The 13,489-nt window shown below is 42.3% G+C and carries 15 protein-coding genes; 4 read left to right on the plus strand and 11 right to left on the minus strand.

Annotation, left to right across the window (positions count from 1 at the left end; all coding sequences use genetic code 11):
* Positions 1-35: 35 nt before the first annotated feature.
* The 8 genes from K5Q22_RS08275 to K5Q22_RS08310 form a co-directional block, all read right to left on the minus strand.
* Complete coding sequence (locus K5Q22_RS08275) at positions 36-860, minus strand: hypothetical protein (protein ID WP_239514878.1); 825 nt, start codon at positions 858-860, stop codon at positions 36-38.
* A 1-nt stretch (position 861) separates the two neighbouring features.
* Positions 862-1,656 carry a hypothetical protein gene (locus tag K5Q22_RS08280; RefSeq protein ID WP_205014392.1) on the minus strand — a complete coding sequence of 265 codons (795 nt, stop codon included), beginning with the start codon at positions 1,654-1,656 and terminating at the stop codon, positions 862-864.
* Between the two features lies 1 nt (position 1,657).
* Positions 1,658-1,975, minus strand: a complete 318-nt coding sequence (locus K5Q22_RS08285) for a PadR family transcriptional regulator (protein ID WP_024384973.1) — start codon at positions 1,973-1,975, stop codon at positions 1,658-1,660.
* The gene (locus K5Q22_RS08290) at positions 1,972-2,136 is read right to left on the minus strand and encodes a hypothetical protein (protein WP_044668039.1); all 165 of its coding nucleotides are present in this window, start codon (positions 2,134-2,136) and stop codon (positions 1,972-1,974) included. The genes K5Q22_RS08285 and K5Q22_RS08290 overlap by 4 nt, the downstream gene beginning before the upstream one ends.
* 176 nt (positions 2,137-2,312) lie before the next feature.
* Positions 2,313-4,316 carry an ABC transporter permease gene (locus K5Q22_RS08295; protein WP_205014393.1) on the minus strand — a complete coding sequence of 668 codons (2,004 nt, stop codon included), beginning with the start codon at positions 4,314-4,316 and terminating at the stop codon, positions 2,313-2,315.
* A gap of 1 nt (position 4,317) precedes the next feature.
* On the minus strand, positions 4,318-5,076 hold the full coding sequence (locus tag K5Q22_RS08300) for an ABC transporter ATP-binding protein (protein WP_024382815.1): 759 nt from the start codon (positions 5,074-5,076) through the stop codon (positions 4,318-4,320).
* Between the two features lie 95 nt (positions 5,077-5,171).
* Entirely contained in the window at positions 5,172-6,164 is a 993-nt protein-coding gene (locus K5Q22_RS08305; RefSeq protein WP_205014394.1) for a HAMP domain-containing sensor histidine kinase, read from the minus strand.
* A complete protein-coding gene (locus tag K5Q22_RS08310) occupies positions 6,157-6,840 on the minus strand; it encodes a response regulator transcription factor (protein ID WP_024384978.1) in 684 nt (227 codons plus the stop codon). Before K5Q22_RS08310 ends, K5Q22_RS08305 begins: the two co-directional genes overlap by 8 nt.
* A gap of 169 nt (positions 6,841-7,009) precedes the next feature.
* On the opposite strand from K5Q22_RS08310, the gene K5Q22_RS08315 reads away from it, so the two are divergent.
* Entirely contained in the window at positions 7,010-8,197 is a 1,188-nt protein-coding gene (locus K5Q22_RS08315; RefSeq protein ID WP_205014395.1) for a DUF2974 domain-containing protein, read from the plus strand.
* Positions 8,198-8,206: 9 nt separating this feature from the next.
* Here the strand turns inward: K5Q22_RS08315 and K5Q22_RS08320 are convergent, their stop codons facing one another.
* The 3 genes from K5Q22_RS08320 to K5Q22_RS08330 all read right to left on the minus strand — a co-directional run bounded on the left by K5Q22_RS08320 (position 8,207) and on the right by K5Q22_RS08330 (position 10,603).
* A complete protein-coding gene (locus K5Q22_RS08320) occupies positions 8,207-9,337 on the minus strand; it encodes an aminotransferase (RefSeq protein WP_205014396.1) in 1,131 nt (376 codons plus the stop codon).
* 92 nt (positions 9,338-9,429) lie between these two features.
* Entirely contained in the window at positions 9,430-10,050 is a 621-nt protein-coding gene (locus K5Q22_RS08325; RefSeq protein ID WP_221868610.1) for a DsbA family protein, read from the minus strand.
* A gap of 172 nt (positions 10,051-10,222) precedes the next feature.
* The gene (locus tag K5Q22_RS08330; protein ID WP_205014398.1) at positions 10,223-10,603 is read right to left on the minus strand and encodes a hypothetical protein; all 381 of its coding nucleotides are present in this window, start codon (positions 10,601-10,603) and stop codon (positions 10,223-10,225) included.
* Positions 10,604-10,754: 151 nt separating this feature from the next.
* Here K5Q22_RS08330 and K5Q22_RS08335 point away from each other — a divergent pair, with 151 nt between their 5' ends.
* From K5Q22_RS08335 to K5Q22_RS08345, 3 genes are read left to right on the plus strand one after another with little or no spacing between them, the layout of a single operon-like run.
* Positions 10,755-11,480: an ABC transporter ATP-binding protein gene (locus K5Q22_RS08335; RefSeq protein WP_205014399.1), complete on the plus strand. Its 726-nt coding sequence runs from the start codon at positions 10,755-10,757 to the stop codon at positions 11,478-11,480.
* Between the two features lies 1 nt (position 11,481).
* Positions 11,482-12,588: an ABC transporter permease gene (locus K5Q22_RS08340; RefSeq protein ID WP_205014400.1), complete on the plus strand. Its 1,107-nt coding sequence runs from the start codon at positions 11,482-11,484 to the stop codon at positions 12,586-12,588.
* 34 nt (positions 12,589-12,622) lie between these two features.
* Positions 12,623-13,237 (plus strand): TetR/AcrR family transcriptional regulator, encoded by a 615-nt coding sequence (locus K5Q22_RS08345; protein WP_205014401.1) that lies wholly within the window; start codon positions 12,623-12,625, stop codon positions 13,235-13,237.
* The last annotated feature ends 252 nt before the right edge of the window (positions 13,238-13,489 follow it).

The following is a 13,489-nucleotide window of genomic DNA, read 5'->3' on the forward strand; positions in this document are numbered from 1 at the left end:
TTGCAAAAAATAGTTCCAAACTTAATGTATGATTTTTATCTCACCACTTCTTTTTTCAAAATGAAAAATGTACCGACAAGTGTAGTGATTAGGGCAAGAACCATAAAAATCAAGGGCAACCAACCTGTCCAGTCTCTCGGTCCGTAGCCAAACTGAGCCGCAATGACCTGACTAAGTCCACTAATAACAACTAAAACATAAGCTGGAATAAGGGTATCAACCAAGGCTGACTTACTGCGGTAGTAGAAGAGACCAGCTGCGATTCCTAAGATTACCAAGAGACTGGCCCACAAGGGCAAGGTAATCCCCTCATAAAACTGCCGACTAATCCAAAAACGCAAGACAATCAACCCCACAAAGCTAAGCCCCCAAGTCCCCATCAGCAGATAGGACTTGATTTTTGACCGTTCATAGACTAGGTTCTTTAGGATGAAAAAAGCAGAGCTGGGTAGAATGAGCGCCAGAAGCAAATCGCACAGCAAGCCCCGCCATTCTAGGACCATTTCACCAGTCACTCCAAACAAACCTAAGAAAAAACAACTAATATAGACAAGGGAAATCAATCCTGTTAACCGCAGACCATAGTACCAGCGAATGGGCGGCAGGTCAGACAAGAGTTCATCCGCCATTTGCTTGCTATCTTTACCTAAAAAATCCTCTGCTGACTGACCATCCGCTTGGGTATCCAAGACATCTTGGTAGATTGAAAGCAAGAGTTCGGTCGCCCTTTCCTCCTGCTCATGAAAGGCTGATGCCAATATCAAGTAAGCATGGAGCTTACGCATATAGGCCTTGTTTTCCTTGGTCAACTTCCCCTGTAAGTTGCTAATAGTATTCAAATTTTCCTGTTGCTTGTTCATCTTACTTCTCCTTTTTCGATACCAACAACCAAACACCTAGCCAACTAGAAATGGCAGGAATGAGCAACAATAGTAAGTTTAGCCAAACTGGGACGGTCATGACCATATTTACCACACCGCCAACAATCATAAAGAGATAGGTCGGGAAAAAGACGTAACGAACTAACTTTTCCTTTTGGAAAAATAGCAGAGCCAGACCAAGAACGGTCAGTGGAACGACAAGCCCCCAGCCAGTCAGAACAAGGTCAGGTTCCTTGGGCATTACCCAGAGACGAAGTCCGCAAATCACAAGAAAAAGAAGGGGAATGCAGAGAAAGCTTGCCCATATCTTGATTTTGCTAGTCTGGTAAATCAAACCGCGAATGATGAGGAAAATCCCTGCGGGGAGGAGGAGGCTAAGTAGCGCGTCGCAGATCAAGCCCAGCCAGTTGAGGGAGATGGTTCCTGTCCCTGCAAAATCCATCAGCCATTGGCTACCAAGGTAAATGATGAGCATGAGGCCGCTCAGGTTTGCGACTTCCACGAAACCAATCGGAGGGAGATAGCTGAGTAGGTCGTCCGCCATCTGCTTGCTATCTTTACCCAGATATTCTTCGGCAGAATGACCGTCTTGCTGGGCATCTAGCACATCTTGGTAAATAGACAAGAGCTGAGCAGTTACTGCTTCTTCCTTTCTATGAAAGATAGAGGTAATCATCATATAGCCATTGACACGACCCATGTATTCCTTGTTTTCCTTGGTCAACTGCTCTTCAATTGTTTCAATCTGCTTGCGGTATTCCATGTGTTTGCTCATCTTATTCTCCTTTCAATCGCTGAACCTTTTGGACCAATTCCGTCCACTGGCTCCAAAAATCTTCTAGATAAGCCTTTCCCTGGTCTGTCAGATAAAAATACTTCCTGTCCGGCCCGTCTGGCGAGGGCTTATTCTGACTAAAAATCAGGCTATTTTTTTCTAACTTCTGAAGGAGGGGATAGACTGTCCCTCCGACCATGTTTTCAAAGCCCTGATTTCTCAACTCCTGAACCAGCTCATAACCATAAATCTCCTTCTGACTGATAATTTGTAAGACACAGCCATCCAGGACTCCCTTGAGCATCTGGGTTTCTTTCATAAGTCCTCCTCTTCCTCTACAAAAAATCCAAACAGCAAGCCTGACGCTAACATGGTGCCTAAGATCAAAATAGAATCCAAGGCCCACCCTGTTATAATGGCCGTCACAAGCGTGATACCTGCTAGTTTCCAATTTTCCCGACTTTTCTTATCCAACTTCATACTGCCTCCCTACCTAGTTTGTAATACCAACTAGTTTGATAAAAATAAAAGTGATTTTCTTTGTCTTCTATCACTAGTTTGTTTTACCTATTAGTTTTGTATCTATAGTGTAACACAAGGTAGCTAGTTTGTAAAACAAAATAGTGGAAAAATTAAAAACTTGGGTCACCCCAAGTTTAGGAAATAATCTGTTTGTAAGATCGTGTTGTGATGGCATAGACCACTAGGTAGAGTAGGAGATAGCCACCACAGATGCCTGCTGTCACCTGCAACATAAGCCCTGCATTAACCACGCCGATAGACAAAAGAATGGACGATAGCATCTTATAAGCAAAAGCAAGGTGGACAAAGGCAAGTAGGATAGGCAGGAAAAAGACGGTCAGCAATTGCTTGCGAATGGACTGTCTCGTCTGATCCTCATCCAGACCAACCTTGGTCATAATGACGAAGCGATCTCTGTCTTCATAGCCTTCTGAAATCTGTTTGAAGTAAATCACCAGCACCACCGCCATCAAAAAGATGAGCGAAAGTAAGAGGCCGATGAAGAAAAGTGAACCTGCAAAACTGAAGAAACCACGCATCGCATAGGCACGATAGGCCAGAATGATGGAGTTCGTTACATTCTGTAATATATTGGACTCCCAAAGCTCACTTTCAAAACGTCCTGATAAAAAGGCGTCATGGCTATCTACCTGCTCTTCTTCTGATAAACTGCTTTCAAAGCCCATATAATAGCGATTCTCAGCTTGATTTTCAAAAACAGCCAAGTCTTGAACAACAATGACCAGATACTGGCTGAGAAGGAAGGAACCATGGTCTGGTAGATGTCCTAAAGTCACATTCTTGGGCAAGACTTGGACAACTTCCATCTCCTTTTCATCAAAGGTGAGGGTTTGACCAGCTTGATACTGGACTCCCTTACTAAAAATTGCCACTTGGTCAGATGCCAACTGGAGTGCTTCTCCTGTCATCTTTTCATAGCTGGCTTGATCAAGGACAAAACCGATCCCCACTCGATCAGAGAAATCCATACCAGCGGCCTCTTCATCCGTCAAAAATCTTACTTGCTGGTTTGTCACCTCAGAAAAATAGGCTTGCAGATAAGGATAGACTACCTTACTTTCAACTGGAATATCTGTCTCTTCTAAGATAGCTTCCGCCCACTCCTCCGTTTGTTCTTTTGAAGTGGTTGGTTGCATTCCAAAATCAATAGAATAATCATTTGGATTTTGATTGGCGATATAATCTTTACCACCGATGTAAATATTGAGTCCTCCAACCATGGTCACCAAAAACATGCTAGAGAGGATAGTAATGGTCGCAAGGCCCAGAGCATTTTTCCGCATACGGAAAATCAAGTTGGATACAGAAATGAAATTATCTGGCTTATAATAATAGGTCTGACGGTTCTTTAGCCAGTTTAATAGACTGATAACACCTGCGTGGAAGAGCAGGTAGGTCCCAAGGATAACCAGAAGAGTCGCTCCAAAGAAACTTGGAATAGCCTGCATCGGACTGGTCACTAGTTGGGCAATGGTATAGCCTGCCCCCAATAAGATAAGAGCTAAGAGGGTCTGTAGCCAGAGTAAGCCTGATTTCTTATCCCCACGCTTCTTACCTTGAACCAGTTTGAGTGAGTCGGTCAAGCCCAGTTTTCCAATATTAAAGAGGCTGACCAAGGCAAAAATCCCAAAGAGATAGATAAGTACAGTGACTAGACTTTTCAACTGGAAGGTTGAAGCTAGAACCACAGGCATCTGCATGGCTTTCAGCAAGAGGGCATAGAAGAGTTTATCTAGAGCCAATCCCAAGAGCAAGCCAGATAGAATGGTACCGACTGAAAAGACCAGATTTTCTAGAAAAGTCATCAAGAAGAGATGTTTTTTCTCCAGACCAAGAATGCTATAGACACCAAACTCTTTTGACCGCTGCTTCATAACAAAACTATTGGCATAGAAGACCATGATGGCAACGGCCAGCATAACCACAATCATACCAAAGCCCAGCACTTGAATCACCCCGTTGGCCCCCTTGACCTGACCTAAATCAGGATGAAAGGCAAGCGAGGCAAATATATAGGCAATGGCTGTAGACAAAATGGTCATCAGGGCATAGGGAAAATAGAGTCTGCGGTTCTTTTTGAGATTGGTCAGAGCCAATCGAACGGTTAGTCCAAACATACTACTCACCTCGATTCGCCATAAGTGTCAAGGTATCTGAAATCAGCTGATACATTTCCTGACTGGTTCTCTCACCTCGGTAGATTTGATTGTAGAGAATGCCATCCTTGATGAAGAGGACCCGTTTGGCACGACTAGCTGCTACTGTCGAGTGGGTTACCATCAGAATGGTTTGCCCTTCTTGGTTGATTTTTTCAAAAATATCTAGAAGAGTTGCCGTTGATTTAGAGTCGAGGGCCCCAGTCGGCTCATCCGCTAAGAGGATTTCTGGCTGGGTAATGATGGCCCGCGCCACCGCAACCCGTTGCTGCTGACCGCCTGAAATCTCGTAGGGCATCTTGTCTTGCAAGGTCGCAATTCCCAGACTATTGAGCGTATGAACGAGTCGCTTGTTCATCTCATCAATCGGATAGCGAGACAAGACCAGAGGCAAGAGCACATTGTCCTTGACAGAGAGGGTGTCTAAGAGATTGAAATCTTGGAAGACAAAGCCTAATTTCTCCCGACGAAAGGCTGCCGCTTCCTTGCTCTTGATAGACTGAGTATCCAATCCGTTAAGCAAGACCTTGCCCTGCGTTGGCTTATCAAGGGTTGCCAAAATATTGAGCAAGGTGGATTTTCCAGAACCAGACTCACCCATGATGGCGACATATTCACCCTTTTCCACTGTAAAATGAATATCCTTCAAAGCCTCAACCTGTCCCGCCTTAAAGAGAGAACTGTATATCTTTTGAACGTGTTGAACATCTAAAACTGACATAACTTGACTCCTTTTCTTTTTCTACCTTCATTCTACACGGTCCCAAGATAAACTACCATAGCCTTAGCTTTCATTTACATGACAGTTTTGTAAGATTAATCAAAAATCAACTCCACTTCTTTGATACCGATTCGCACCTCTGTTCCCCGACCCACTTTTGATTTTAGCTTTAGGGAATAGCCCAGCTCCGCAGCAATTTTCCGTGAGAGATAGAGCCCCAGACCCGAAGATTGCTGGGTTCTGCGGCCATTGAAACCTGAGAAACCACGCTCAAAGACCCGTTCCAAGTCACTCTCAGCAATCCCAATTCCCGTATCGCGAATGACCAAATCATCTCCATCCAAAACAATCGAAATGGTCCCCTCCTGACAATACTTGAGGGCATTAGATAAAATTTGCTCTATTAAGAGGCCCAGCCAGCGTTTGTCTGTCTTTACGCTCCTATCCAGCTGACCCAGATTCAGGCTGGTATTGACCTGAATGAAAAAGAGGGAATACTTTCTTACTAGATTTCTGACCAGTTCATCCAAATTGACTGATTCGATAACCAAATCATCATGGAAGGATTGTAGACGGAGATAGTTCAAGACCAGACCTGTGTATTGCTCAATCTTGAAGAGTTCAGATTCCAGTTGGTGCCGGACTGGACTACTATCTACTTCCTTGACCAAGAGCTGACTGGCTGCAATAGGCGTTTTCATTTGGTGGGCCCACAGGGTGTAGTAGTCATCTAATTCTGTCTGTTCCTGACGTTGTTTTTCCAGCAGGAGCTTGTTTTGGACTTCTAGTCGCTCCACTCTCTCCTGCAAACAACGCTCACTGGCTGTCCCAGTAGCCACTTTCTGACCACGCCAGATTTTTCCAAAGCGGGAAAATTCCCTGACAAAATCCCAGAGGAGGGCGAGAATCCAACAAATACTGAGGAGGAGGATGGCATAGAAAATCAGGTTTCTTTTGATGTCAAAGAGGCTACTATAAGCCAGAATAGCCACAGCAAAAACGGCGTAGGCTATCAGAAAAATCAAGCGATGACCAAGCCATGAGGTCAAAAATCCTGGTACTAATGAGCCAAAATCATCCTTATTCATGTGTCCACACCAGGCCGTAGCCCACTCCTTTCTTGGTGGCAATCAAATCTGGCAGACCCAGTTCTGCCAACTTTTTACGCAGGCGAGCAATGTTAACCGACAAAGTATTGTCATCCACAAAAATATCACTGTTCCAGAGTTCTCTCATCAGCTCCTCACGGCTGACCACCTCCTTGCCATGCTCAAAAAGCACCCGTAATATCTGAAATTCATTTCGTGTCAACTCCTCTACAGCCTGTCCATATGACACCTGCATAGTCTTCAAATCCAAGGATACCTCTTCAAACCAGAGTAGACTTTGTTCACCTACAAAATCGTAAGTTCGCCGCAAAAGCCCCTGTATTTTGGCTAGGAGAACCGTCATTTCAAAGGGCTTGGTCACATAGTCATCCGCCCCCATATTGATCGCCATAACAATATCCATTGGCTGGTCATGGGAAGACAGAAACATAATGGGCACACGGGATGTCTTGCGAATTTCCTGACACCAGTAATAGCCATTGAAAAAAGGCAGGCCAATATCCAGTAAAATCAAATGGGGCTGAAACTCCTCCATCTGTTCCAAAACCATCTGAAAATCCTTGACCTCTTGCACCTGGTAACCCCAGTTTATCAAATTTTTAGCAACTAGTTGGCTAATCGTTTTATCGTCCTCGATAAGAAGAATTTTCTGCATAACTATCTCCTTTCATATCCCTACTATTTATTATAGCTTACATTGGAACAAATTTGAGTATTTTTATACATTTACACAAGAAGTTGACTAAAAAACCAGGTCATCAGTGGTGCAGATTTGTCATTCCCCACATATTTCGTTATACTAGATAAAAAAGGAAAGGACTGCTATGCCGAATTTATTAACCTATATTGAAGAAACTCAATACGATAATTTTTATGATAAACCTATCAATAAGATAGATATTCTGGCTCTGACCGAACTTTCCTACCTCCCTTTTGATAATCTGGTCCCCTACTCTTTTACAGAAAATGGTGTACGACTTGATCGGTTGGCAACGGCCTTTGAAGAGACCTACAAAAATAATTTTCCTCCCTTTTCTATGGTGACCAAAAACCGCCTAGCCTTACTTGGACTTCTAGCCAAATCCAAACGCTTCAAATCTATCAAGGCATTTGGCTTCGTTGACGATTATCAGTTGGAACAGGAAAAGCAGTTTTCAGCAATCAGCTATCGCATTGACCGAAAAACAATTGTGACTTGCTTCAGAGGAACAGATGACACCATTATCGGTTGGAAGGAAGACTTCCACATGACCTATATGGATGAAATTCCTGCCCAACGTGCAGCGAGTGGCTACTTAGAAAAACTTATGATGCAGCAGATGGGCCATTTTTATCTGGCCGGTCATTCGAAAGGCGGAAATTTAGCCCTCTATGCAGCATGCCAGCAAGCTACAGACCAACAGGATAGAATCCTAGCTATCTATCCCTTTGATTCACCTGGCTTACACAAAAAACACTTGGAAGCACCTAGTTACCAAGCTATTCGCCAACGGATTTTCCCTGTCATTCCCCAGAATTCAATTGTCGGTATGATGTTAGAAACACCAGAAAATGCTCAAATCGTTCAGAGTAATACCCTCGGCATTCTACAACACATCAGTTTTTCTTGGGAGGTTGACGGAAGCGACTTCAAACTAGCCCCTGCCCTGACCAGCGATAGCCTACAAACAGACCAAGCCTTAAAAACTTGGACGGCTAGTTTAACAGACGATGAATTACGAGACTTCTTCGATTTGTTTTTCGGCATCTTCATCAAAGCAGGAATTGAACGTTTTAGCGACATCACGGTAAATCCCCTACAGAAATTACAGGAAATTGATCGACTGAGAAAAGAAGTAGCTCCAGAAGAAGCTGAGATGATGGACAAACTCATTCGGCTACTCTTTGACACCCGCTACCAAATTTGGAGAGATAATCTCAACACTATCTTACCAAGTCCAGAAATTTCCTTACCCGATTGGCGAACTTTTTTTCAACGTTCGATAAATAATGAAGATAATCAAGAAAACTAGCTTAGAATTCTAAGCTAGTTTTTCTGTGCCAAATCTTCTTAAAAATTGGGATAGTTTTTCTAATCCTTTGATTAGAGTTTCTTGTTCACAGGCAAAACCTAGACGGACATAGCCGTCACGTTCAAATCGATTACCAGGAACTAGGAGAACACCGTATTCCTGCAGAAGTTGCAAGCAAAAATCTTCCATGGGCATATCCACTGCAATCTTGACAAAGCTGGTCGAAACAACCGCTGGACGGATATAGGAAACGAGGGGTTCATTCTCAATCCATTGGTCCAAAATTGCTAGATTTTCTTCTAAAATGCGCCGATTTCGTTCTAGAATTTCTTGATAATGGGCCAAAGCTAATTGAGCCACCAGATCGTCAAAGACACCTGCACAAATCATAGTGTAATCCCGATAATCCCTCAATATATCTGTCACTTCAAGATTGGCAGCCACCCAACCAATGCGAATACCTGGCAGGGAGTAGGTCTTGGATAAGCTATTTACAGCAATTCCTTTATCATAGACTTCTATAATAGATGGCACATCCAGCTCAGAAAAGGAACGATAGACTTCATCTGAGAGTATGTAAGCTCCAACTTCACCAGCAATTTCCGCCAATTCTTCCAAATAGGTCCTATCCATAACAGCGCCTGTTGGATTATTGGCATTGTTGATGCAAATCATCTTAGTGTTAGGACGAATGAGCTGACGCAGTTTTTCCAAGTCTGGCAACCAGCCATTTTCCTCCTCAATCTGCCACAAATCCACTTCTGCTCCCAAGGACTTTGGAATATCGTAGAGTTGTTGGTAGGTCGGATAAAGGGAAATGACATGATCTCCTAGCTCAATCAAACTATAAAGAACTAACAAGTTGGCCCCTGTTGCCCCGTTGGTCTGGAGAATTTGTTCTGGCTTGACGCCTGTATAGAGTTGACTAACCGATTTTTTAAATGCTGGCGAACCTTCTATCCAGCCATAGTTGAGCTTGGTGCCCTGCAATTTCTCATAAAAATCCTCAGGATTAGTGCCCGACAAGGCAAACAATTCCTCCAAAGTCAATGAAGAAATGGACACCCCTGCTATATCATAAATCGCGCTATTTTCATGGACATTCAGCCATTCCTCAACGCCAAAACGTGGTAATTTCATTAAACTTCCTACTTTTATTTATTCTGCCCTTATTGTACCATATTCTTTCAAAAAATGTATAAATATGCAGTAAAAAATGAATGAAGCAATAGCTAGTTGTCTTGAAGGAGCTGGTCCAAATTCATTTCTAATTCTGCCAAGGTCATGGCTTGCCCACGGACATCATAAAACGTGCCATTTTTCTCTAAGAGCAGGGTTGGATAGGATTGGACGCCCAACTGACGAGCCTGGATAAATTCTGGTGAACTGTCTTGCTGGAAAATATGAGCCAGGTCAGTTTCGACTTGCTGTCTATCCAAGCTGAACTGCTCTGCTATTTTTCCATAGGTGCTAATGTCAGAGAGGGAGAGACCATCTTGGTAAAAAGCCGACTGGATAGCTGTAACGATGGCGTAGTGCTGGTGGTTGGGAAGGCGGTCCTTGAGGTAGGTCAAGGCCAAGGCTGGGTGAAGGGAATTCAAGACCAGCTTGCCCTCTGCTAAGGTTGACTGGTAGGCCTGGCCAAAGGTCACGCCATAGTGGGCAGCGATGCGGCTGTTAGCCCCTGGAATGTGGGGATAGGCTGCAATGGGCTGGCTGCGCTCCCCGATAAATAGGCCACCTGATACGATTTCCAATTCTAAGTCTGGATGGGCTTGGAGTAGCGGTTTGAGATGGGCACCAAATCCATAACACCAGCCACAGTAGGCATCCCAAATGTAATATAGCTTCATCATAAACTCCTTATCTTTGTGATAAAGCTATCATAATCCAATACTTCTATTTTGTAAAGTATCTTGTTTTTCTATTGTATAGCTTTTTCAAAAAGAAAAAGAGCAAACTATATTGCTCTTTATTGAACGCGATGCCTCATCTCTCCTTGCTCGGAATGACTGGCAATAGGATCTAAGGTCTTTCAGCTGCTTCTGAGTGTAGGGTGGTTGTCCCTGAAAATTCTTTGCGTTTCATGTCCATTTGATGCGTATACATGGCATTGCCAGACCAGACTTTTTCATGGGTCATAATCTTGAACAATTGATTCATGGGCAAGGTTTTGAGCATCCCCAGGATGAGCTTGGGATTTTTGTAGTAGTGACTGACATCTACTTTTGTTTTCAAATGCGGAGCGGTAAACTTGAAATCCCGTCCTCCGATATTGACACCCAATCGATAACCCTTTGGAATGATAACAGACGTCGGCCAGATTTTGGTCACGTGATCCACGGCGATGCTAATGATAACCACCACTCCGTAATTTTTAGCACTAGCAATCATACCTAAATTCACAAAAATTGTGAGTAATAAAAAACAACAGAATTATTTTATCATCAATACACAAAATTTTTCCTCTTGACAAGTGAGTGAGTACTCACTATAATAGTTTTTATTCTTATAAGTGAGCGAATACTCACTCACAAACTAGAAAGAAGGTTTATCAATGGAAAAACTCATTGATTTGAAAGACTTGAACAAAGCTTTCTCTGCACAAACAGTGTTAAACAATGTCACTCTTGAAGTCAACAAAGGTGAAATTATTGGTTTGATTGGTCCCTCTGGGGCTGGAAAATCAACCATGATTAAAACCATGCTAGGAATGGAAAAAGCAGATAGCGGGACAGCGCTGGTACTCAATACTCAGATGCCCAATCGTCATATCTTAGGTAAAATTGGTTATATGGCACAGTCAGATGCTCTCTATGAAGCTTTGACTGGTCTGGAAAATTTGGAGTTTTATGGACAAATGAAAGGTATTGCCAAAAAAGAACTAACTCTACAAATTCACCATGTAGCTAAGGTCGTCGACTTACAGGAGCATCTTGACAAATTTGTATCAGGCTATTCTGGTGGAATGAAACGTCGCTTATCACTCGCAATTGCCCTGTTAGGAAATCCTGAGTTGCTAATTTTGGATGAACCAACAGTAGGAATTGACCCTTCCCTTCGTCGAAAAATTTGGACAGAACTTGATGCTATCCGTCAAAAAGGACGTTCTGTTTTTATCACAACTCATGTCATGGACGAAGCGGAGCTGACTGACAAGGTTGCGCTTCTGCTACACGGAGAGATCATTGCCTTTGACACGCCGCGAGATCTCAAAGAGCGATACGGCGTTAATACGGTAGAAGATGCCTTTTTAGCAGCAGAAAATAAGGAGGAACTCTGATATGCGTACCTTAGCCATTTCCAAAAAAGTACTAAAAGAATTGCTACGCGACAAGCGTACCTTAGCTATGATGTTTGTTGCACCTATCCTCATCATGTGGCTGATGAATGTCATGTTCTCTGCCAATAACACAACTTCCGTTACCATTGCTACCGTTGACGTCCCAAGTAGTCTAGTTAAAAATCTGGACGATGTGGGTCACATTTCTATTAAAGAATACAGCAACAAAGAAAATGCACAAAAAGAATTGGATGACCAAGCAGTAGATGCCATTCTCACAGCAAGTGGTAATGGATATGATGTGACCTACTCCAACACAGACTCTTCAAAGACAGCTCTAACCCGTCAGGCTATTAAGTCTGTTCTTAGCCTATCAAGTGTTAACGAACTCATAAGTCAGCTCAAGCAAGCTACTAGCAAAAATCCAAGTCTAGCCGCTCTCCTTCCTACGAACGACAGCAAATCTACAAATCTGACTGAATACTACGACTATGGTAATAAAGATACTGATTTCTTTACTAAAATGATTCCTATCCTCATGGGTTTTATGGTTTTCTTCTTTGTTTTCTTAATTTCAGGAATGGCTCTTCTAAAAGAACGTACCACTGGTACTCTCGACCGATTACTGGCAACTCCTGTTAAGCGTAGCGACATCGTCTTTGGTTACATGATTTCCTATGGTATTCTTGCGGTTATTCAAACCATCGTTATAGTAGTTTCGACCATTTGGCTCCTTGACATTGAAGTTGTGGGAAACATTATTAATGTTATTATCGTAAATTTCCTTCTAGCACTAGTAGCATTAGCTTTTGGAATTTTATTGTCAACCTTAGCGAAATCAGAATTCCAAATGATGCAATTTATACCACTAGTAGTTATGCCACAACTCTTTTTCTCTGGCATTATTCCGCTAGATAGTATGGGAGATTGGGTGCAATACCTCGGTAAAATCCTTCCTCTTTCTTACTCTGGAGATGCTCTGACCAAGGTTATCATGTATGGTGATGGACTGAGTAGTATTTCTTTTGATATCTTGATTTTACTAGTTTTTCTCTTCATTTTAAGTACTGCAAACATCATCGGTCTCAAGCGCTATCGTAAAGTATGATATAATAAAGAAAATCACTGAAGAGGAGCTTGACATGACTAAAGAGAACATTGTGTTTTCTTTTGAAAAACACTTAGAAACAGCCAAGATGCCTGCAGGTAAACGTAAAACTATACTAGCAGCAATGACATTGTTTGCACAGCAAGGTTTCCACGGAACATCCACTATGCAAGTAGCCGAAGTGGCTAAAGTTAGTCAGGCAACTGTATTCAAATATTTTAAGACCAAAGAAGACTTATTATTGGGGGTATTACAACCTATGGCAGAACTGCTTAGTACCCCCTTTATAAACACTATGACACAGTTTGACAATAAAGAGGATATCGTTCACTTTTTCATCCATGATCGCTTCGCTTTTATTAAAGCAAATCGCTCCTTAGCAAAAATTATTCTACAAGAACTCCTGACAAATCCTGAAACTAGGAAAATTATCAGTAAGCAGATCAGTCGGTTAGCTCCCTCAATTAACTTGATTGAAAATCGCTTGTGTCAAGGAAATCACCTCAAGAAATCCGAAGTGATACGCACTGCCATAGCTCCTTTTTTCACCTACCTCATGCAGATGATTATTTTTGAGACAACTAGCACAGATGAAAAACGAGACCTTGAGCTTATCGAACAACAAATCTTAAAACTCTTATCCGAGTAAAAGTGATCATTGAGATGATTAATTTATCTCCTAATTAATTAGATTAAGAATATGAAGAAACTGAAATCAAAAAAGATATCTTGTTTCAAAAAATCATTCATCCATAAAAGCTTCATAGTGACAAAAAAGAGGCTGGGCAAAAACTAGCTTCTCACAATAAAAAAACGAGCAATTCCAATTAGGAGTTGCTCGTTTTCCATTTCATGCTTTATAATTATAATAACCACAAAACAACTAGAAAGGCATGAAAAT

Origin of the sequence: Streptococcus sp. 2018162, from assembly GCF_019754175.1 — a bacterium.
GTDB classification, from domain to species: domain Bacteria; phylum Bacillota; class Bacilli; order Lactobacillales; family Streptococcaceae; genus Streptococcus; species Streptococcus hashimotonensis.

Bases quoted from the DNA above. Each gene is read 5' to 3' on its own strand.
- K5Q22_RS08290 (WP_044668039.1), bottom strand. From the start codon at position 2,136: ATGAAGTTGGATAAGAAAAGTCGGGAAAATTGGAAACTAGCAGGTATC.
- K5Q22_RS08345 (WP_205014401.1), top strand. From the start codon at position 12,623: ATGACTAAAGAGAACATTGTGTTTTCTTTTGAAAAACACTTAGAAACA.
- K5Q22_RS08340 (WP_205014400.1), top strand. From the start codon at position 11,482: ATGCGTACCTTAGCCATTTCCAAAAAAGTACTAAAAGAATTGCTACGC.
- K5Q22_RS08295 (WP_205014393.1), bottom strand. From the start codon at position 4,316: ATGTTTGGACTAACCGTTCGATTGGCTCTGACCAATCTCAAAAAGAAC.
- K5Q22_RS08310 (WP_024384978.1), bottom strand. From the start codon at position 6,840: ATGCAGAAAATTCTTCTTATCGAGGACGATAAAACGATTAGCCAACTA.
- K5Q22_RS08305 (WP_205014394.1), bottom strand. From the start codon at position 6,164: ATGAATAAGGATGATTTTGGCTCATTAGTACCAGGATTTTTGACCTCA.
- K5Q22_RS08275 (WP_239514878.1), bottom strand. From the start codon at position 860: ATGAACAAGCAACAGGAAAATTTGAATACTATTAGCAACTTACAGGGG.
- K5Q22_RS08285 (WP_024384973.1), bottom strand. From the start codon at position 1,975: ATGAAAGAAACCCAGATGCTCAAGGGAGTCCTGGATGGCTGTGTCTTA.
- K5Q22_RS08280 (WP_205014392.1), bottom strand. From the start codon at position 1,656: ATGAGCAAACACATGGAATACCGCAAGCAGATTGAAACAATTGAAGAG.
- K5Q22_RS08325 (WP_221868610.1), bottom strand. From the start codon at position 10,050: ATGAAGCTATATTACATTTGGGATGCCTACTGTGGCTGGTGTTATGGA.
- K5Q22_RS08335 (WP_205014399.1), top strand. From the start codon at position 10,755: ATGGAAAAACTCATTGATTTGAAAGACTTGAACAAAGCTTTCTCTGCA.
- K5Q22_RS08315 (WP_205014395.1), top strand. From the start codon at position 7,010: ATGCCGAATTTATTAACCTATATTGAAGAAACTCAATACGATAATTTT.
- K5Q22_RS08320 (WP_205014396.1), bottom strand. From the start codon at position 9,337: ATGAAATTACCACGTTTTGGCGTTGAGGAATGGCTGAATGTCCATGAA.
- K5Q22_RS08300 (WP_024382815.1), bottom strand. From the start codon at position 5,076: ATGTCAGTTTTAGATGTTCAACACGTTCAAAAGATATACAGTTCTCTC.